Origin of the sequence: Afifella marina DSM 2698 (assembly GCF_900102695.1) — a bacterium.
In the GTDB taxonomy this organism is placed as follows: Bacteria; Pseudomonadota; Alphaproteobacteria; order Rhizobiales; family Afifellaceae; genus Afifella; species Afifella marina.
On the sequence record NZ_FMVW01000001.1, the window covers coordinates 825457 to 845579 of the forward strand.

At 64.2% G+C, this 20123-nt stretch carries 18 protein-coding genes; 15 read left to right on the forward strand and 3 right to left on the reverse strand.

What is annotated here, in order from left to right; genetic code table 11:
- Positions 1–12: 12 nt before the first annotated feature.
- The 14 genes from tkt (at position 13) to menC (ending at position 14489) form a co-directional block, all read left to right on the forward strand.
- Complete coding sequence (tkt, locus tag BLP76_RS03855; RefSeq protein ID WP_092809671.1) at positions 13–2055, forward strand: transketolase; 2043 nt, start codon at positions 13–15, stop codon at positions 2053–2055.
- Entirely contained in the window at positions 2055–3137 is a 1083-nt protein-coding gene (gene fba / locus BLP76_RS03860; protein ID WP_092809673.1) for a class II fructose-bisphosphate aldolase, read from the forward strand. Before tkt ends, fba begins: the two co-directional genes overlap by 1 nt.
- A 35-nt stretch (positions 3138–3172) precedes the next feature.
- Positions 3173–4630: a form I ribulose bisphosphate carboxylase large subunit gene (locus BLP76_RS03865; RefSeq protein ID WP_092809675.1), complete on the forward strand. Its 1458-nt coding sequence runs from the start codon at positions 3173–3175 to the stop codon at positions 4628–4630.
- A 33-nt stretch (positions 4631–4663) separates the two neighbouring features.
- On the forward strand, positions 4664–5080 hold the full coding sequence (locus tag BLP76_RS03870; protein ID WP_092809677.1) for a ribulose bisphosphate carboxylase small subunit: 417 nt from the start codon (positions 4664–4666) through the stop codon (positions 5078–5080).
- 73 nt (positions 5081–5153) lie between these two features.
- Positions 5154–6113: a CbbX protein gene (gene cbbX, locus BLP76_RS03875; protein ID WP_092809679.1), complete on the forward strand. Its 960-nt coding sequence runs from the start codon at positions 5154–5156 to the stop codon at positions 6111–6113.
- 35 nt (positions 6114–6148) lie between these two features.
- Complete coding sequence (rpe, locus tag BLP76_RS03880; RefSeq protein ID WP_092809681.1) at positions 6149–6832, forward strand: ribulose-phosphate 3-epimerase; 684 nt, start codon at positions 6149–6151, stop codon at positions 6830–6832.
- A 21-nt stretch (positions 6833–6853) separates the two neighbouring features.
- Positions 6854–7405 carry a thioredoxin family protein gene (locus tag BLP76_RS03885; protein ID WP_092809683.1) on the forward strand — a complete coding sequence of 184 codons (552 nt, stop codon included), beginning with the start codon at positions 6854–6856 and terminating at the stop codon, positions 7403–7405.
- Positions 7405–8088 carry a phosphoglycolate phosphatase gene (gene gph, locus BLP76_RS03890; RefSeq protein WP_092810142.1) on the forward strand — a complete coding sequence of 228 codons (684 nt, stop codon included), beginning with the start codon at positions 7405–7407 and terminating at the stop codon, positions 8086–8088. Before BLP76_RS03885 ends, gph begins: the two co-directional genes overlap by 1 nt.
- A 167-nt stretch (positions 8089–8255) precedes the next feature.
- On the forward strand, positions 8256–8567 hold the full coding sequence (gene hmuQ, locus BLP76_RS03895; RefSeq protein ID WP_092809685.1) for a heme-degrading protein HmuQ: 312 nt from the start codon (positions 8256–8258) through the stop codon (positions 8565–8567).
- 73 nt (positions 8568–8640) lie between these two features.
- Positions 8641–9378 carry an aspartate/glutamate racemase family protein gene (locus BLP76_RS03900; RefSeq protein ID WP_092809687.1) on the forward strand — a complete coding sequence of 246 codons (738 nt, stop codon included), beginning with the start codon at positions 8641–8643 and terminating at the stop codon, positions 9376–9378.
- 124 nt (positions 9379–9502) lie between these two features.
- A complete protein-coding gene (locus tag BLP76_RS03905) occupies positions 9503–10828 on the forward strand; it encodes an isochorismate synthase (RefSeq protein ID WP_092809689.1) in 1326 nt (441 codons plus the stop codon).
- Positions 10825–12519 carry a 2-succinyl-5-enolpyruvyl-6-hydroxy-3-cyclohexene-1-carboxylic-acid synthase gene (menD, locus tag BLP76_RS03910; protein ID WP_170130388.1) on the forward strand — a complete coding sequence of 565 codons (1695 nt, stop codon included), beginning with the start codon at positions 10825–10827 and terminating at the stop codon, positions 12517–12519. The genes BLP76_RS03905 and menD overlap by 4 nt, the downstream gene beginning before the upstream one ends.
- Positions 12516–13352, forward strand: coding sequence for a 1,4-dihydroxy-2-naphthoyl-CoA synthase (gene menB / locus BLP76_RS03915; protein ID WP_092809694.1), 837 nt, complete (start codon positions 12516–12518; stop codon positions 13350–13352). The genes menD and menB overlap by 4 nt, the downstream gene beginning before the upstream one ends.
- A 45-nt stretch (positions 13353–13397) precedes the next feature.
- On the forward strand, positions 13398–14489 hold the full coding sequence (gene menC / locus BLP76_RS03920) for an o-succinylbenzoate synthase (protein ID WP_092809696.1): 1092 nt from the start codon (positions 13398–13400) through the stop codon (positions 14487–14489).
- On the opposite strand, the gene BLP76_RS03925 is transcribed toward menC, so the two are convergent.
- A complete protein-coding gene (locus BLP76_RS03925; protein WP_092809699.1) occupies positions 14418–15794 on the reverse strand; it encodes a class I adenylate-forming enzyme family protein in 1377 nt (458 codons plus the stop codon). The two genes, menC and BLP76_RS03925, sit on opposite strands and share 72 nt — an antisense overlap.
- 197 nt (positions 15795–15991) lie before the next feature.
- Between BLP76_RS03925 and BLP76_RS03930 the strand changes: the two genes are divergently transcribed.
- On the forward strand, positions 15992–18145 hold the full coding sequence (locus BLP76_RS03930) for an alpha/beta hydrolase family protein (protein WP_092809701.1): 2154 nt from the start codon (positions 15992–15994) through the stop codon (positions 18143–18145).
- A 101-nt stretch (positions 18146–18246) separates the two neighbouring features.
- Here BLP76_RS03930 and BLP76_RS03935 read toward each other — a convergent pair whose 3' ends face one another.
- The gene (locus BLP76_RS03935) at positions 18247–19134 is read right to left on the reverse strand and encodes an ABC transporter permease (RefSeq protein ID WP_092809703.1); all 888 of its coding nucleotides are present in this window, start codon (positions 19132–19134) and stop codon (positions 18247–18249) included.
- A 16-nt stretch (positions 19135–19150) separates the two neighbouring features.
- Complete coding sequence (locus BLP76_RS03940; protein ID WP_092809705.1) at positions 19151–20101, reverse strand: ABC transporter permease; 951 nt, start codon at positions 20099–20101, stop codon at positions 19151–19153.
- Positions 20102–20123 lie beyond the last annotated feature (22 nt).

Genomic DNA, 20123 nt, shown 5'->3' on the forward strand with positions numbered 1-20123 from the left:
AAAGGTTTCTTGATGGCCCCTTTGCAGACGACCGTACTGGCCGCTTCGACGAACGCTGAGGCCGCTGATCTCAAGCCGATGGCGAACGCCATTCGCGCGCTCTCCATGGATGCGGTGGAGAAGGCGAAATCGGGACATCCGGGCATGCCCATGGGCATGGCCGATGTGGCGACCGTCCTCTTCAGCAAGTTCATGCGTTTCGATCCGCAGGACGCTGCCTGGCCGGACCGCGACCGCTTCGTGCTGTCGACCGGCCACGGCTCGATGCTTCTGTACTCGCTGCTGTATCTGACGGGATATCCGGAAGCGACGATCGACCAGCTGCGGAATTTCCGCCAGCTCGGCGCACGCACGGCCGGCCATCCGGAATACGGCCATCTGGCGGGTGTCGAAGTGACGACCGGTCCGCTCGGTCAGGGGCTTGGTGCCTCGGTCGGCATGGCGATCGCCGAACGGCTGATGGCGGCGCGCTTCGGTGAGGAGATCGTCGACCATTACACCTACGCGATCGCCGGTGACGGCTGCCTCATGGAAGGTGTGAGCCACGAAGCGATCGATCTCGCCGGCCATCTGAAGCTGAGGAAGCTGATCGTCCTCTTCGACGACAATCAGATTTCCATCGACGGGCCGACATCGCTTGCGACCTCCGTCGACCAGCTGAAGCGTTTTGAGGCGGCCGGCTGGTCGGTGCGCCGCGTCGACGGTCACGACATGGCGGCGGTCGAGGCTGCGATCGAGGCCGAGCGCCAGACCGATCGTCCTTCGCTGATCGCCTGCCGCACGATCATCGGCTGGGGCGCTCCCAACAAGCAGGGCACCCATGGCGTGCACGGTTCGCCGCTCGGGGCCGAAGAGGTCGCTGCCGTCCGCGAGGAGCTTGGCTGGACGCATGAGCCTTTCGTCATCCCAGAAGAGGTTCTGAAGGATTGGCGCGAGACCGGCAAGCGCGGGACCGCGCTGCATGACGATTGGAAGAAGCGTCTGGCGGAGGCTCCGAAAGAGCGTCGCGACGCCTTCCACGCCGCGCTCGAGCTCGACTTTACGGGCAGTGAATTGCGCGACGCGATCGAGAGCATCAAGCAGCGCTTCTCCTCCGAGAAGCCGAAGCTCGCCACGCGGCAATCCTCGCAGAAGGTTTTGGAAGAGCTCGTGCCGCTGTTGCCGTCATTGATCGGCGGTTCGGCCGATCTCACCGGCTCCAACGGCACGCGTGTCGCGGCGCAGCAGCCGGTCACGCCCGACGATTTCAGCGGCAATTACATGCATTACGGCGTCCGCGAGCACGGCATGGCGGCCGCGATGAACGGCATGTCGCTGCATGGCGGCTTCGTTCCCTTCGGCGGCACCTTCCTGGTCTTTGCCGATTATTCGCGCCCGGCGATCCGTCTTGCGGCGCTGATGGGCGTGCGCGTCATCCACGTGATGACCCACGATTCCATCGGCCTCGGCGAGGATGGCCCGACGCACCAGCCGGTCGAGCATCTGGAATCCCTGCGTGCCATGCCGAACCTCAACGTCTTCCGTCCCGCCGATGCGGTGGAAGCGGCGGAAGCCTGGCAGTGCGCCATCGAAAACGCTTCGGGTCCTTCGGTTCTGTGCCTGACGCGCCAGGGCCTGCCGACGCTGCGCACCGAGCACGTGTCTGAGAACCTGTCGGCGAAGGGGGCCTATGTGCTCCGCGAACCGGAGGGCGACCGCGACGTGACCCTGATCGCCACCGGCTCGGAAGTGCCGATCGCGGTCGAAGCGGCGGAGAAGCTTGCAGCCGACGGCATCGCCGCAGCCGTCGTCTCTGCCCCGTGCTTCGACATCTTCAAGACCCAGGACCGAGCCTATCAGACCAAGGTTCTGGGCACGGCGCCACGGATCGGTGTCGAAGCTGCGGTGCGCGATGGCTGGGATCGCTGGCTCGGCCCGGACGGCATCTTCATCGGCATGCAGGGCTTTGGGGCGAGCGGGCCCTATCAAGAGCTCTACGAGCATTTCGGTATCACCCCGGACGCCATCGTCGATGCGGCCCGGACCTTCATCAACCTTGGCAAGGAGAGCGAATAATGGCCCGCATCACGCTGCGTCAGCTTTTGGATCACGCTGCCGAGAACGGCTACGGCGTTCCCGCATTCAACATCAACAACATGGAACAGGCTCTGGCGATCCTGGAGGCGGCCTCGTCCGTCGACGCGCCGGTCATCATCCAGGCGAGCCGCGGTGCCCGCGCCTATGCCAACGACATCATGCTCGCCAAGATGATGGAAGCCCTGGTCGAGATCTATCCGAACATCCCGATCTGCATCCATCAGGACCACGGCAACAACGAGGGCACCTGCCTGACGGCCATCCAGCACGGCTTCACCTCCGTGATGATGGACGGCTCGCTCGAGGCCGATGCCAAGACGCCGGCCTCCTATGAGTACAACGTCGCCATCACGAGCCGCGTGGCGCAGATGGCGCATTGGGTCGGTGCCTCGGTGGAAGGCGAACTCGGCGTGCTCGGATCGCTCGAAACGGGCGAAGGCGAGGCCGAGGACGGCCATGGCGCGGAAGGCAAGCTCTCCCAGGAGCAGCTTCTGACTAACCCGGATCAGGCGGTGGAATTCGTCAAGGCGACGAAGGTGGATGCGCTGGCGATCGCCATGGGCACGAGCCACGGCGCCTACAAATTCACCCGCAAGCCGGACGGCGAGATTCTGGCCATGCATGTGATCGAAGAGATCAATCGCCGCCTGCCGAACACGCATCTCGTCATGCACGGCTCTTCGTCCGTGCCGCAGGAATTGCAGGACATCATCAATGCCTATGGCGGGGCGATGCCGCAGACCTACGGCGTGCCGGTGGAAGAGATCGAACGCGGCATCCGCCACGGCGTCCGCAAGGTCAACATCGACACCGACTGCCGCATGGCGATGACCGGACAGTATCGCAAGATCGCGCAGGAAAACCCGGCGGAATTTGATCCGCGCAAGTTCAACAAGCCGGCGATGGAGGCCATGCGCGAGCTCTGCCGCGATCGTTTCGAACGGTTCGGCACCGCCGGAAACGCCTCCAAGATCAAGGTCATCCCGCTCGAGGAGATGGCCAAGCGCTACCAAAGCGGCGCGCTTGATCCGAAGACCGACATGGCCATGGCTGCCGAGTAATCGGCCAGCTTCAACGAGAGAAAGCGAGGAGTGGGATGGATACGGAATCCAAGACCGTCACCGGCAAGGACCGCTACAAGTCCGGCGTCATGGAATACAAGAAGATGGGCTATTGGGAGCCCGATTACGAGCCGAAGGATACCGACATCATCTGCGTCTTCCGGGTGATCCCGCAGGACGGTGTCGATCCGATCGAAGCGTCTGCAGCCGTTGCCGGTGAAAGCTCCACCGCGACCTGGACCGTGGTTTGGACCGACCGTCTGACGGCGGCGGAGAAGTATCGCGCCAAATGCTACCGCGTCGATCCGGTGCCGGGCGCCGAAGGCCAGTATTTTGCCTACATCGCCTATGATCTCGACCTCTTCGAGGGTGGCTCGATCGCCAACCTGACCGCGTCGATCATCGGCAACGTCTTCGGCTTCAAGCCCTTGAAGGGCCTGCGTCTGGAAGACATGCGGCTGCCGGTCGCGTATGTGAAGACGTTCCAGGGTCCCGCGACGGGCATCGTTGTGGAGCGCGAGCGTCTCGACAAGTTTGGCCGTCCGCTTCTCGGCGCCACCGTGAAGCCGAAGCTCGGCCTGTCCGGCCGCAATTACGGCCGCGTCGTCTACGAGGCGCTGAAAGGCGGTCTCGACTTCACCAAGGACGACGAGAACATCAACTCGCAGCCCTTCATGCATTGGCGTGAGCGCTTCCTCTATTGCATGGAAGCGGTCAACAAGGCGCAGGCGGCGACCGGTGAGATGAAGGGCACGTACCTCAACATCACCGCCGCCACCATGGAAGACATGTACGAGCGTGCCGAATTCGCCAAGGAACTCGGCTCCTGCATCGTCATGATCGACCTCGTGATCGGCTACACGGCCATTCAGTCCATGGCCAAATGGGCGCGCAAGAACGACATGATCTTGCACCTCCACCGTGCCGGTCACTCGACCTATACGCGCCAGAAGACGCACGGCGTTTCCTTCCGCGTCATCGCCAAATGGATGCGGCTGGCCGGTGTCGACCATATCCATGCGGGTACGGTCGTCGGCAAGCTCGAGGGCGATCCGGCCACGACGAAGGGCTATTACGACATCTGCCGCGAGGAGTTTAATCCCCAGGCGCTGCAGAACGGCATCTTCTTCGACCAGGATTGGGCCTCGCTCAACAAGCTGATGCCGGTTGCCTCCGGCGGCATTCATGCCGGCCAGATGCACCAGCTCCTCGACCTGCTCGGTGAGGATTGCGTCATGCAGTTCGGTGGCGGCACGATCGGCCATCCGATGGGTATCGCGGCCGGCGCGACGGCGAACCGCGTGGCGCTCGAAGCCATGGTTCTCGCCCGCAACGAAGGCCGTGACATCGTCAACGAGGGTCCGGAGATCCTGCAGACCGCGGCAAAAACCTGCCAGCCGCTGCAGCAGGCGCTCGAGACCTGGAAGGATGTCACCTTCAACTACGCCTCCACCGACACGCCGGACTTCGTGCCGACGGCGACTGCCGCCTAGAGCCCGAACCGAGACTATTTGGAGAACGCATCCATGCGCATTACCCAAGGCACCTTTTCGTTTCTGCCCGATTTAACGGACGAGCAGATCACCAAGCAGGTGCAGTACTGCATCGACAATGGCTGGGCGGTGAACATCGAGTTCACCGACGACCCGCATCCGCGCAACACCTATTGGGACATGTGGGGCCACCCGATGTTCGATATCGAGGATGCGGCGGGCGTGATGATGGAGCTCAACGATTGCCGTAAGGTCTATGGCGACCGTTACATCCGCCTATCGGCCTTCGATTCCTCGCACGGCTGGGAATCGGTGAAGATCTCTTTCATCGTCAATCGGCCTGCGGAAGAGCCGGGCTTCAGCCTGGAGCGGCAGGAGTGTGCCGGTCGCATGACCCGCTACACGACCCGGGGCTACGCGTCCGACAAGCCGGAAGGCGCGCGGTACTAAAGCGACCCTATTCGAATAACTGGCGTCGCGCCTCGGGCGCGGCGCCGATCAGAGTTTGTGAGCGGATGCTGCGATGAACGACCAGGTCAAAACCGAGAATGCCAATCCCGCCGAGGCGGAAACTGCTGCGCCGGTCACCTCGGTGGATCTGCAGCGCGAATTCGAGGAATCGGGCGTCGGCGACGTCCTGCGTGAACTCGATGAGACCCTGGTCGGCCTTGCGCCTGTCAAAAAGCGCATTCGCGAAACCGCAGCGCTCCTCCTGGTGGAGCGCGCCCGCAAGCAGCTCGGCCTCGCCTATGAGGCGCCGACCTTGCATATGAGCTTCACCGGCAATCCGGGTACCGGCAAGACGACCGTCGCGCTCAAAATGGCGAGCCTCCTTCACAGGCTCGGCTATATCCGCAAGGGTCATCTCGTCTCCGTCACGCGCGACGACCTCGTCGGCCAGTATATCGGCCACACCGCGCCGAAGACGAAGGAAGTGTTGAAGAAGGCGATGGGCGGCGTCCTCTTCATCGACGAGGCCTATTACCTCTACCGCCCGGAAAACGAGCGCGATTACGGTCAGGAATCGATCGAAATCCTTCTCCAGGTGATGGAAAATCAGCGCGAGGATCTGGTCGTCATTCTGGCCGGCTACGCCGACAAGATGGATAAGTTCTTCGAGAGCAATCCGGGCTTTCGCTCGCGCATCGCGCACCACATCGATTTTCCAGATTACAACAACGAGGAGCTCCTCAGGATCGCCGAGATGATGCTGAACGAGCAGAACTACGAATTGTCGCCCGATGCGCGCGAGACGCTCATCCGCTACATCGACCGCCGCCGTCAGCAGCCGCACTTCGCCAATGCCCGCTCGGTCAGAAACGCCCTCGACCGCGCGCGTCTGCGCCAGGCGAACCGTCTCTTCGAGGCGGGGACCGGCCCGGTGACGGTGGAGGATCTGAAGATGATTTCCCCCGAGGACATCAATGTCAGCCGGGTGTTTTCCATTCCCACGGACAGTGAACGCGCCGAAGAACGGGCGTGAGCGAAATAGCCCGCGCGGGCACAGGGAGAGCCGCCATGAACGATATCTTGATTGCCCCGTCGATCCTTTCCGCCGATTTCGCCAGGCTCGGCGAGGAAGTGGCCGCCGTCGACCGCGCCGGCGCCGACTGGATCCATCTCGACGTGATGGACGGGCATTTCGTGCCCAACATCACCTTCGGTCCGCCCATCATCAAGGCGCTGCGCGGCTCCTCGCAAAAAGTCTTCGACTGTCATTTGATGATCGAGCCGGCCGACCCGTTCCTGGAGGCTTTCGCCGCCGCCGGCTGCGATTACATCACCGTGCATCAGGAGGCGGGACCGCATCTCGACCGCTCGCTGCAGGCGATCCGCGGGCTCGGCAAGAAGGCCGGCGTCTCTCTCAATCCCTCGACGCCGGAAACGACGCTCGAATACGTGCTCGACCGGCTCGACCTCATCCTTCTGATGAGTGTCAATCCCGGCTTCGGCGGTCAGGCTTTCATTCCCGCGATCATCGAGAAGACGCGCCGCGTGAAGGAAATGATCGGCGACCGCGACATCCGCATCGAGATTGATGGCGGCGTCTCTCCGGAGACCGCGCCGGCGCTCGCCGCGGCCGGGGCCGATGTGCTTGTTGCGGGCTCCGCGGTCTTTAAAGGCGGCAGCGAAGAAACATATCGTCAGAACATCACTGCCATTCGCACGGCAGCGGAGGGGGCGCTGAAGGCGGCCGCCTGAGACGCAGACAAGGAGAGCTTCATGGCTGCAACCGCCGCGATTTGCGATTTCGGCTGGAAGGCGAAGGATTTCACCCTCAAGGGCACTGACGGCAAAACCTATTCGCTCGCCGATTGCGCGGGTGAGAACGGCACGCTCGTCGCCTTCATCTGCAATCACTGCCCCTATGTGAAGGCCGTGATCGACCGTTTCGTGCGCGACGCCAGGGAGCTTGAGGCCTACGGCATCAAGACGATCGCCATCTGCTCCAACGATGCAGAGGCCTATCCCGACGATTCCTTTGAGAACATGCAGGCATTCGCCGAAGAGCACGGCTTTTTCTTTCCCTATCTGCATGACGAAGATCAGTCGGTGGCGCGCGCCTGGGAGGCCGTCTGCACGCCGGATTTCTTCGGCTTCAACAAGGACCTGGAGCTGCAGTTTCGCGGCCGGCTCGACGCATCCCGGAAAGAGGCGGTGTCGGATGCGCCGCGCGAGCTTTTCGAGGCGATGAAAAAGGTCGCTCAAACCGGCGAAGGGCCGAGGGAACAGATCCCCTCGATGGGCTGCTCCATCAAATGGAAGGCCGCCTGATGGCCTCGTCCTGGCCGAAGGCCATCATCTTCGATCTCGACGGCACGCTCGTCGATTCCGTTCCCGATCTGACCGATGCCTTGAACGATCTCCTCGTCGAGGAGGGGCTCCCCGCCGTCAGCGAAGACAATGTCCGCAAGATGGTGGGCGACGGCGTCGAAAAGCTCGTCGAGCGCGGTTTTGAGGCGCGCGGGCGCACACTCGACAAAATCGAGCTCGAGAGCCTGGTCGCGCGTTTCCTGGCGCTTTACGAGCCGCGAGCAACCGAGAAGACGGTGCTTTTCCCGACCGCCGTGGAAACATTGGCGGGCCTTGAAGAAAGCGGCATCGCGCTCGCCGTCGTCACCAACAAGCCCGGCGAGGCGACGCGTCTCATCCTGGAAGGTCTCGGCGTTGCCGAACGTTTCGGCGCCGTCATCGGCGGCGACAGCGGTTTGCCGAAGAAGCCGGAGCCCGCTGTCCTTCTGGCGGCGCTGCAGCAGCTTGGGATCAGCACCGACGACGCGCTGATGGTCGGCGACAGCCCGGCCGATGTGGGGGCCGCGCGGGCGGCCGGCCTGCCGGTCCTCGTCATGAGCTATGGTTACACCAAGCTGCCGCCGGAAGAGCTCGGGGCCGACCAGGTGATCGATTCCCTCTCCGAGATCGTCGAAGCCATCCGCATGATGCGCGCCGCAGCCTGAGGGCGGGCGTATCTCGGCGAGGGTTGCCGCCGAAGGGAAGGGCGAAACCCGCCGCGTGACCGGCGCTGCCCCTGGCGCGACAACGGCTTTCCGCTATAAGGTGAAAATCGTTCTCATCTTTTGGCCGAGCCCGATCGGCCGAACCAATCCCATAGGAGCAGCGAAAAATGTACATCGCCATGAACCGCTTCAAGGTGAAGCCGGAATCGGCCGAGGATTTTGCCGAAGTCTGGCGCAGCCGCGATTCGCAGCTTTCCAAGGTGCCGGGTTTCGTCGAGTTCCATCTCCTCAAGGGGCCGGAGCGGGAAGATCACGTGCTCTATGCCTCGCACACGGTCTGGCGCTCCTACGAAGATTTCGAGAACTGGACGAAGTCTGAGCATTTCCGCAATGCCCATGCGGGCGCCGGCGAGCGCAAGCCTCTCTATATCGAGCATCCGCAGTTCGAAGGTTTCGAGGTCGTCCAAGACGTTCGCTGATTGCCGCAGCCGGTGGGCGCGCCGCCCGGGCTCTGCTATGTCCTGAAAGGACAGGCAAGACGGGGGACGCAGCGTGACGACACGACCGCTCGCTCAGAAGACGATCGGTGTTCTGGGCGGTTCCAGCAACATCGCCACCGGCCATTACTACCGCTTTCTCAATGAGATCGTGAATGCACGTCTCGGCGGTTGGGACATCGCCGAGACGGTGATCGTCGGCATGAATTTCGGCAATATCGAAGCCTTTCTGCATGCCGACGATTGGACCTCGCTGGAGGCCTATATGGCGAAGAAGGTGGATGCGCTGATTGCCGCAGGCGCCGATGTGATCGTCGGCGTCTCCAACACTCTGCATAAGCCGATGGAGGCGATCCTTGCTTCCCGCGACATCGATTATATCCACATCGTCGATCCGACGGGCGAGGCGATCCGCAAGGCAGGGCTGAAACGCGTTGCTCTCTTCGGCACCAAGCCGATCATGGAAATGGATTACGCCCGCTGCCGCTATGAGGAAAAATTCGGGCTGGAGATCGTCGTCCCGAGCGCGGCCGAGCGCGCTGAGATCGATCGCATCATCTTCGACGAACTCGTCAAGGATGAAATCCGTTCGCAATCGAAAGCCCGTTATCTGGAGATTGCCGAAAGGCTGGCCCGCGAAGAGGGGGCAGAGGGCCTGATCCTCGGCTGCACGGAGATCTTTCTTTTGATCGACCAGAAGGATCGCCCGGACTTTCCCATGTTCAATACGACGCGGCTGCATTGCGAAGCGGCCGTGGACTATGCGCTGGCAAACGCGCTAGAGGCGCAGTGAACGGGAGAGCCTGGAAAAGGAGCATGGCGCTGCAGGTCGATCGGCTGGGCCGCAAGGCCCCGGCAAGGCGGCGCGTCTTTTCTGCGTCTCCACAAGAGCCCGAAGGCCCGCGTAAGCATCTCTCATGAACGCTAATAACAACGGCATACCCGGTTTCCTGGAAAGGGCGATCGCTGCTTCGGGCGAGACGCTGGCGACGCTTGCGCCGGGCGAAGTCATAAGCCTCGCGATCGATCTGCCGGGCAGCACACTTGCGCGCTGTCAGGGCTTTTCGGGCGATTGTCGGTGGGTGTCTCCTCCGACGGGCCGTGCCTTCTATGCTGCCGGAAAAGCCGTCGAAGGCTCGCGTGACGCGCTCGACCGCCTGTTGTCTCAAGCAGGCGTCTGGCGCCGCATCGGTGGTGCTTTCGCATTGCCGCTGGCTTTTTTCACCCTGCCGCCAGCCACGGCGAAGCAGGACCTTTCCTTCTTTGTGCCGCGCGTCCTCTTTCGCCGCGAGGGTGACGCCTGGAGCGTGATCTTGTCCGCGGGCCATGATGGGCGCTCCCCGCAGGAGATCGCCGGCGACTGGCTGACGCTCGCCGACAGCATTCTCTCGCCGGCCGGCCTGGGTGGCGAGGCTCGCATCGAAGGCTCAGAGGCCACGCCGGATGAGACGACCTGGAAGGCGCGTGTCGCCGAAACCAGCGCCGCGATTCGCCACGGCCGCTTCGACAAGGCGGTCCTTGCCCGCCGTCTGGCCCTACGGCTTGCAGAACCGGTCGACCCCAATCGTCTCGTCGACCGCCTCGCTGCTTACAATGCGGGATCGAACATCTTCTCGCTGCCCCACGGCGGCGGTCATGTCGTCGCCGCGAGCCCGGAACGCCTGGCCGTGAAGAAAGGCCGGGACATCTTGAGCGACGGGCTCGCCGGCACGGCCCGCAATGCCGGTGCGGCACCGGTCGATGACGCCGCCGAATCGGCCCTCTTTGCCTCGGCCAAGGAGCGCAGCGAGCATGCCATCGTCGTCGATGCGATCGCAGCCGACCTCGAGGATTTCTGCGAGACGCTTGAGCGACCGTCGGCTCCGGGCTTTATGCATCTGTCGCGCGTCACGCATCTGTGGACGCCCTTGTCCGGGCGGCTGAAGCCGGGTGTCGGACTTCTCGACGTGGCGGAACGGCTTCACCCGACCCCGGCCGTTTCGGGATTTCCCCGCGAAACGGCACTTGCCTGGCTGAACGAGCTGGGCGAGGAGCGCGACGGCCTCTATTCAGGTGTTGCCGGTTGGATCGACGCGGACGGAGACGGAGAGGCGGCCGTCGTTTTGCGCACGGCTTTCTTTGCCGGGCGCGAGGCAAGCCTGTGGGCCGGTGCCGGCATCATGGCGCAGTCGGACCCGGCGGCCGAATGGATGGAGACGGAAATGAAGCTTGCCACCATGTTGGATCTCTTCGCAGACAAATGAACGGACCCGCCGAACAGACGTTTCACTGGGCTGCGGCCCTTGCATCCGGGCTTGCTGCAGCCGGCGTGCGCCGGCTTGTTGCCTCTCCGGGCTCACGCTCGACGCCGCTGACGCTTGCCGCCTTGCGTCATCCCGAAATCGGTGTGCGCATGGTGGTTGATGAGCGTTCGGCCGCCTTCTTCGCGCTCGGTCTCGCCAAGGCCTCCGGCGAGCCGGTGGCGCTTGCGGCAACATCCGGTTCGGCGATCGCCAATTGGCTGCCGGCTGTCGTCGAGGCCGATATGGCCCGCGTGCCACTCATCCTTCTTTCCTCCGATCGTCCGCCCGAGCTGCAGGATTGCGGTGCCAATCAGACGATGGACCAGGCGGGGCTCTTCAGCACCCATGTGCGCAAGTTCTTCCAGCTGCCGCCGGCTGAGGCCGAGACGGGCTGGCTCGCGAATTTCGCCGCGAGGATGGTGGCGGCGAGCCGTGGCCCGCTTCCGGGCCCGGTTCACATCAACGTGCCGTTGCGCGAGCCGCTCGTCCCGTCAGCCTCGATCGCTGTGGACGAAACGGCCGGAGCGCCGATCCCGCTGACGCTTCCGACACATTTGCAGCCGACGGGCGAAACCCTCAATCGCATCTCCGGCATCATCGGCAAAGGGCGCGGGGCCATCGTCTGCGGCAGCGAAGCGCTGAGCGACGCCGCGCGCCGTGCGATTCTCGACCTGGCGAGACGGCTCGACGTGCCGGTTTTCGCCGACGTTCTCTCCGGTCTGCGCTTCGGCACGCAGGAGCCGGAAATCCTTGCCCATCCCGATCAGGTGGCGCGTTCCGCGCCGACGCCCGATTGGATCCTGCGGTTCGGCGGCACGCCCGTCTCCAAAGCCGTCTCCACCTGGATGGAGAAAGCGCATACGAAACCGCAGATCGTCGTCTCCGAAACGCCGCGGCTTGCGGACCCGGCAGGGACGGCGAGCCATGTCGTCACCGCCGATGTGGCGCTCGTCTGTGCGGGGCTCGATGCGCCCGCCGGGCCGCCGGAATGGCGTGCTGACATCGTTGCCCTCGACAGCGAGGCCATGCGGGCGGCGGATGCCGTGTGCGACGGCGACCGCGTTTTCGAGGGCGCGCTGATGCGCCGGCTCGTGCGTGCTGTGCCGCCGTCGACCGCGATTTTCCTCGGCAATTCGCTCGCCGTGCGGGCCGCCGATTGGCTCGCTGGCCGCAGCGCATCGAAGCTGCGGGTTTACGGAAATCGCGGCGTCAGCGGCATCGATGGCAATCTGTCGACGGCCTTCGGCATTTCCGCCATCTCCGAAAACTGCGTCGCGGTCGTCGGCGATCTCGCCTTCCTGCACGATCTCGGGGCGCTCGCGCTCGGCCGCGATCTGCCGCTCGCGATCCTGCTTCTCGACAATGGCGGCGGCGGCATCTTCGATCATCTGGCGCAGGCGGATCTGCCGGAATTCGAGACCGGCTGGCTGACGCCGCAATCGCTCGACCATGTGGCGGCAGCGCGCGCTTTCGGCCTCGCCGCACAGGATGTCGACGGCCTCGACGAGGCGATGGCGGCCGTCAATGCGGCGCTCGATCGGCCCGGGACGACGGTGATCCGCGCGACCATCGGGCGCGAGAAGAGCCTCGCCCGTTTCAAGACTTTCTTCGCCGCCGCTGCGGCGCCCGTGACCCAAGGACAAACGCGATGAGTGACGCAAAGATCGCCTGGCAGACGGTGCCGGGGCAGGATTTCACCGACATCCTTTTCGACAAGGCGGACGGGATCGCCAAGATCACCATCAACCGTCCGCATGTGCGCAACGCCTTCCGGCCGGAGACGCTGGAAGAGATCATGACGGCGCTGCATCTTGCGCGTCTCGACCAGGAAGTCGGCGTCATCATCCTGTGCGGCGCCGGGCCGGATGCCTTCTGCGCCGGCGGCGACCAAAAAATCCGCGGCGACGATGGCGGCTACAAGGACCAGGCGGGCGTTCACCATCTCAATGCTCTCGACCTGCAGCGCATGATCCGCACCTTGCCGAAGCCTGTTGTGGCGATGGTGGCGGGCTATGCGATCGGCGGCGGCAATGTCCTGCAGCTCGTCTGCGACCTGACGATCGCGGCCGACAACGCCCGTTTCGGCCAGACCGGCCCGCGCGTTGGTTCCTTCGATGCAGGCCTCGGCGCCGGGCTGATGGCGCGCACGGTGGGGCTGAAGAAGGCCAAGGAAATCTGGTTCCTCTGCCGCCAGTACGATGCGCAACAGGCGCTCGAGATGGGCATGGTCAACACCGTCGTGCCGCTCGACCGGCTGGAGGAGGAGACCGTTTCGTGGTGCCGAGAAATGCTGCGCCTGTCGCCGACCGCGCTGCGTGTCCTGAAGGCCGGCTTCAACGCCGACACCGACGGGCTGTCGGGTGTGCAGGAGCTTGCCGGCAATGCGACCGCGCTCTTCTACATGACCGATGAAGGCCAGGAAGGCCGCAACGCCTTCAACGAAAAGCGCGCGCCTGATTTCTCGCGCTTTCCGCCGCGTCCCTGAGGCGGCCCGATCACCCCGTGTGAGCATTCCGCCGGACGTGTCCGAATGCGCATCGATGAGGCCAGCTCACGCCCTTATGCGCTGAGGCTCGCCCGGCCCTGGGTGGCGGCCAGCGCCACCATGACGACGCGGTATGGCCGCCTCGTCGCGCTTGCCTCGGACGGGATCGTCGGTTTCGGCGATTGTGCGCCGCTGCCGAGTTCCGGCGAGAAAGGCCATGCCGAGACCTTTCGCGCGCTCGACGAGGCTTTGCGCGCGCTTGCGGGCGAAGAGCTTGAGCCGCTCTCCGGCGGCCTTGGCGAAAGGATTGCTCAGCCGCAGGTGCGCTGGGCCGTTGAGACGGCGCTCCTCGATCTTCAGGCAAAGCAGAATGGCCTGCCTTTGCACCGGCTTTTGCGCCAGAATTCGGTCTCTGAGGTGCCTGTGAACGCCGCTCTCGGCCGCCTTGATGCAGGCTGCGTTGACCGCGCACAGAAGGCCGCCCAGGCGGGCTTTGCCGTCGCCAAGATCAAGGTCGGCGTCGATCCAGTGGAGCGCGAGCTCGAAGCTTTGAAAGAGCTGGTCGGAGCGAGCGGGGACGTGCTGTCCTTCCGTTTCGATGCCAACCGCGCTTGGGCTCCGGCTGAGGCGCACCGCTTCCTGCACGCGCTGGTGAAGATGGATGGCCTGCGCGTCGATGGCGTCGAGGAGCCGCTCGCCGGGCCGACGCCGCATGCGCTCGCATTCCTGCAGGCCGAGTTGCCGTTCCCACTCGCCGCCGATGAATCTGTCCCCGTCCTGGGGGCGGATGCTCTCCTTGAGGCGCGCGCCGTTCGGCGCCTCGTCGTCAAGCCGGCGCGGATCGGCGGCATGGACGCGACGCTTGATCTCGCCCGCCGCGCGCAACAGGCCGGTGTAGAACTCGTTCTGACCTCCGTCGTCGATTCCGCCATCGGCGTCATGGCGGCAGCCCATCTTGCGGCAGCTCTGCCGACGGGACAGGGCCTCGCACACGGTCTCGGCACGCTCGCCTGGCTTGCCGAAGACGTGGCTGCGCCGCCGCCGATCGAGATGGGCGTAATCCGCCTAGCGGAGCGTCCGGGCCTCGGCCTTACTCCATTCGACCACCTGCCCGGCGGCGATCTGTTTCAGGGTTGAACGGTCCGGCTTGCCGCTCGCAAGCAGCGGCATTGCCTCGACCCGCACGACCGCGCGCGGGCGAAGCGCGCCTTCGATATGATCGCGGCACCAGGCAAGCAGCGCCGCTTCGTCGCTCGTGCCGTCATAGATCGCGGTGACGATCTCGCCCCAGATCGGGTCCGGCCGCCCGGTGACGGCAACGGTCGCAACGTCGGGCGCCTTGGCGAGCAGCACCTCCACACTTTGCGGCATGATCTTCTTGCCGCCGGTGACGATGACGTCGTCGGCGCGCCCGAGGATGGTGATTGCCCCCGTTTCGTCGATCTCGGCAAGGTCGGCCGTGGTGAACCAGCCGTCCGAAAGCCCGTCGCCAGGGGCAAGTGTCCGATTGGCATAACCCGCCATGACATTCGGCCCGCGCACCTTGAGCCGGCCAGACGGATCGAGCGCCACTTCGGTTTCGCCGAGCGGCTTTCCGACTAAGCCGGCGCGCCATGGGCGCGGCAAAGCGGGGAGGGTGGCAAGCTGCGAGGCCGTCTCGCTCATGCCGTAGGTGGGTTGGATCGGCCAGCTGCGAGCGGCCGCCCGTTCAGCGAGTTCCGGCGAAAGCGCCGCCCCGCCGATCAACACATGGCGCAGGCTTTCGGGCGCGTCTTCTCCGTCGGCATCGAGAAGGCGGGAAAGCATCGCCGGCACCAATGAGAGATGCGTGACCGGCCGTGTGCGCAAAGCGGCGAGGAGGGTGGCAGCCTCGAACTTCTCGGCAATCAGCGCCTCCGCGCCAGCGAGCGCGGTGCGCACCAGGATGGAAAACCCGCCGATATGAAAGAGCGGCAGGCAGGCAAGCCACATGTCGCCGGCCCGAAGCGGCGCCACCGTCGCGCCTGCGTGCGCGGCGGCCTCAAGATTGGCGCCTGACAGCATCACCGCTTTTGGCCGGCCCGTACTGCCGGAGGTGGCGACGAGAAGTGCGATGCCGCAAGGCGGCGTCCAACGGGCGGACGGCAAGCGTGCCTCGGTCTGAGCCGACGATGGAAAGGCGTCTGCGGGCAGACAGTCCATGCCTTCGACCGGCCGCTCGCCGACGACAAGCCCGGCCCCCGATTGGGCGATGAGATCGGCGACGACCGCCTGCGGAAGGGCTGGATCGATCGGAAAGAGTGGCGCCGGCAGATGCGGGGCGGCGAAGGCAAGCCGCGCCAGGATCTCCGCCGAGGCGGTCCGCGCCACGATCGGCCGGCCCGGCTTGGCGCCCGCCTCTCTCAAGAGACGGGCATCGCCCGGCGTAAAGGCCGCAAGCTCTGAAGCGAAGAAAAAGGACATGGCCCCTTATGGCAGCAATCGCGACGCCGGAAGAAGAGGTTCCGCCGATACGCACTGACGCATCGCAGCGCTCCGCCCGCCGCCGCCTCTATCGCGAGATCGCGGTTACACAGGCAGCTCATCTTTCCGTCTTTCGTTCGTCATCTGCTCGCGCCTAAGATCAAGTTTCGTCGATGCCGTCAGGGAGGGGCGCGAGCATGGGCCCGGTTTGGGAGAGTGGAAGTGAAAACGCGGTTTCTTCTGCGGTAACATCTGCAGAGACCGACCTTTCACAGGGCGCTGTTGATGTCCTGGGCGATGTCGTTCTTCTCAATCGTGCGATCTACGGGGGAGCGGATGCTCTTCCGGATGAATATCTCGCCGATTACAGCGCCGGCCGCGATCCCGATGACGTCGGCTTGCGGTCGGACCTCAATGTCTATGACCGCTACGACCTTTATCTGGCGCAGTTCGGCTTCAAGACGCTTTCCTCGTCAGAACTCGGCTTCGAGGCCGGTGATATCGGCGCCAGCGAAACGAGCGACGGCTACGACCAGAACTACACCTATGCCGGCGACCTCTATCGCAACAATTACCGTGTCGATGAGGATGGCGATGAGAGCGTCTTCACGCCGGCGGGGGCGGTTGCACTCGCAGCGATCAAAGAAAACGATGCCGGCAACACGCTCTATCTGACATTTCGCGGCACCGACGCGGACGGCATCTTCGCCGACGGAGAGGCCGGCACCGGCATCGGCCAGGCGCGCTACTACGAGCAGCTGCGGGCTTTCATCGATCAGGCGCTGGAATATGTCGAGGACTCGGCCAACGACGTGACCAAGGTCGTGGTCTCGGGCCACAGCCTGGGCGGCACCGTGGCGGACCTCTTCACCATCTACGACGGGGCGCGCTTTGCGGCCGTCGACGGTGTGGAGCTTGAAGTCGTGGCGCTCGCCGCAGCCGGCGTCGATCCGATCGCGCTCACCTTGATGAGCGATTACGACACGTCGATCGTCGATATCGACGGGGTCTCGGTCTCGTTCAATACGCCGGATTGGTATTCGCAGCTCGACCATTCGGAAGATATCGTGCGCAATCCGGGCGCCTACGATGCGGTCGAGCATCTGTTCCAGGATCCAACCCAGGCGCCGATCACTGCAGCGGCGGTGGCTACCCTTGGCGATCAGATCCACTTTGAGGACAACCGCGTCCAGTTCGATGCGCCCCTGATCGACCAGTATGCGATCTCGAAATCCTTCGATACGAACTTTCTCGCCGAGCATTATGCGAGTTTCTATGAGCTCGTCGAAGGCGAGTTTGCGCTTGTTGCCGGCGTGGCGCCGACGCTCGATTACGACCGCTACATCACCTTGAATGGCACCAACGAGCGCCTCGAGGGCGTCTCCGACGACAATCAGGTGAACGGCTGGAACGTGCCGATCGACGACGAAGGCAATTACGCCTCTGCCACCGACGATATCTTCATCATGGGGCTCGATGGCAGCGACACGATCACGACCGGCAGCGGTGACGATTTTCTCACCGGAGGCGCCGGTGACGATCGGCTCAACGCAGGCGCAGGCGACGATGTCGTCATGGGCGACGTGCCGGGATCGTCGGGCCGCGATATCATCGCCTCGGGTGCCGGCGACGACACGGTCTATGGCGGTGGTTCGGACGACGATATGAACGGCGGAGACGGCCTCGATCTCGTCTTCGGCGGCAGCGGCGATGACACCATGACGGGCGGCACCGGCGCGGACACGCTCTATGGCGGCACCGGCAGTGATCTCGTCTATGGCGGAACCGCAAATGACCAGCTTGGCGGCGGCGACGGGGATGACACGCTCTGGAGTGGGAGCGGCGCCGACGCCCTTTTTGGCGGCAGCGGGGCCGACGACATCGGCGGTGGTTCTGGCGTGGATCTCGCCTTCGGCGGCCTTGGCGACGACATCGTCTATGGCGGTGATGGCGCCGATCAAATCTGGTTGGGGGCGGGCGCGGACACGGGCTATGGCGGCGCCGGCAACGACGTCATCGGTGCGCGCGAGGGCAACGACCGTCTCGACGGTGGCGACGGCGCCGACACGCTTTATGCGGGAGCCGGCGCCGACACGCTCATCGGCGGTGATGGTGCCGATCTCCTGTATGGGGGCTCAGGCGGCGACGTCTTCGTTTTCGCAGCAGGCAGCGGTGCCGATATCGTCGTCGACTTCCATCAGGATCAGGGCGACACAATCGATCTTGAGGGCCAGACGGCGACCGCCTCGGAAAATGACGACGGCGATCTCGTCCTCGCCTTGTCGGGTGGCGGCAGCGTCGTCTTTGTCGGACAGACGATGGAGACGTTCGACCTCGATCTCTACGTCTGAGCTCTGCGCCGGTTCAATAAAGTTGGGCCGCGCGGCGACATTCCAGCGCGGCCCATGCGTCTCGTGTCGGGCGAACCATGCCGCGGCATGGCCGCCTCCCGTCATCCCCCCTCGGAGCGGACATCCAGCGCGTCGCGCAGCCCGTCTCCGATGAAGTTGAAGCCGGTCACGGCGAGCGTGATCGCAATGCCTGGAACGATGGCGAGCCAGGGCGCCGTTTCCAGATATTGCTGTGCGCCGTTCAGCATGTTGCCCCAGCTCGGCAGCGGCGGCTGGATGCCATAACCGAGAAAGCTGACATAGGCTTCTGTCAGGATCGCGCGAGCCACGGTCAGGGTCGCCGCAACGATGATCGGCCCCATGGCATTCGGCAGCACCTCGCGGAACATCATGTGGCTGCCGCTGAGGCCAAGCATCTTGCCCGCCAGGACAAATTCGCGTTCCCGGAGAGAGCGCACTTCGGCCTCGACGATGCGCGAGACTTCCATCCAGCTGGTGAGTGCGATGATCACCGTGATCACCGCGGGACTGGGTTTGAGGACCGCAGCCAGGGCGAGCACGAGGAAGATCGAGGGGAACGCCAGGAAGGCGTCGACGAGGCGCATGAGCACGGAACCGATCCACCCACCGCGATAGCCGGCAACCACGCCGACGAGAGCGCCGACGAAGGTGGACAGAAGCATCGCAAACAGCCCGACCAGAAGGGAGATTCGTCCGGCCTCCAGCAGACGCGCGGCAAGATCGCGCCCGAGGGGGTCGGTCCCGAGATAATGGTCGCCGCTGAACGGCGGGGAAAAGCGCGCGCGGATGTCGATCTGCAGCGAATCGTGCGGCAGCAGCCAAGGCCCAAAGATGCAGGCCAGCGCGAGCGCCACGATGATCACCGCGCCCACCAGCGCCAGCTTGTGCTGCATGAAGCGCCTGGCGGTCCGGCTTCGCCACCACCGTTCGCGTCGGCGAGAATGAGGGGTGGCCGAGAGTGCGGTCATGTCGCTCTCCTTTGGGTCAGGCAAGACGGATGCGTGGGTCGACCATCGACACGACGATATCGGCGATGAGATTGCCGAGCAGCGTCAGGATGGCCGAAAGCATCAGCAGCCCCATCACGACCGGATAGTCGCTGTAGCTCAGGCTATCGAGGAACAGCCGTCCCATTCCGGGCCAGGTGAAGACGGTCTCCGTCACCAGTGCGCCGCTCAGAAGCTGCGGCAGCTGCATGCCGGCGAGCGTGATCATCGGCAGCAGGGCGTTGCCGACGACATGCTTCATCAGCACGCGTTTTTCGCGGACGCCCTTGGCGCGGGCAGTCTTGACGAAGTCCTGATGGATGACGTCGAGCGTCGCCGTGCGCATGTAGCGGCTCCACACGGCGACATGCACGAGCGACAGGACGAGACTGGGCAGGATCAGATGATGCAGATAGCCCAGAACCGTTTCATCGCCGATCGTGTACATATTCCCGGCGGGAAACCAGCCGAGCTTCAAGGCGAAAATGTAGATAGAGACCAGTCCGAACCAGAAGGTCGGGATCGACAGCGCGACCATGGCGCCGACGGTGGCCGTATAGTCGAAGAGCGAATATCGATGGGTCGCCCCGCGGATCCCGATCCAGGTGCCGATGGCGATGGAAATGGCCATAGACGACCCCATCAGGATGAAGGTCGCGAATATATGGCGCCCGATCACTTCGGTCACCGGCGCGCCGTCACGGTAGGAGGTGCCCCAATCGCCGTGGAGCATCCGCCAGGCCCAGTCCAGATACTGGATCGGAAGCGGTCGGTTCAGTCCCATCTGCTCTTTGAGACGCTCCAGATCGGCAGCGGTCATGCCCGGATCAAGCGCGTATTGCGACAGCGGTCCCCCCGGAATGAGGTTGAGGATCGTGAACCCGATGATCGACACGATGATAAGGAGAATAAAGCTTTGCCATAGGCGATTGAGCAGAAATGGGAGCATTCAGCGGTCTCGGAGATGCGAC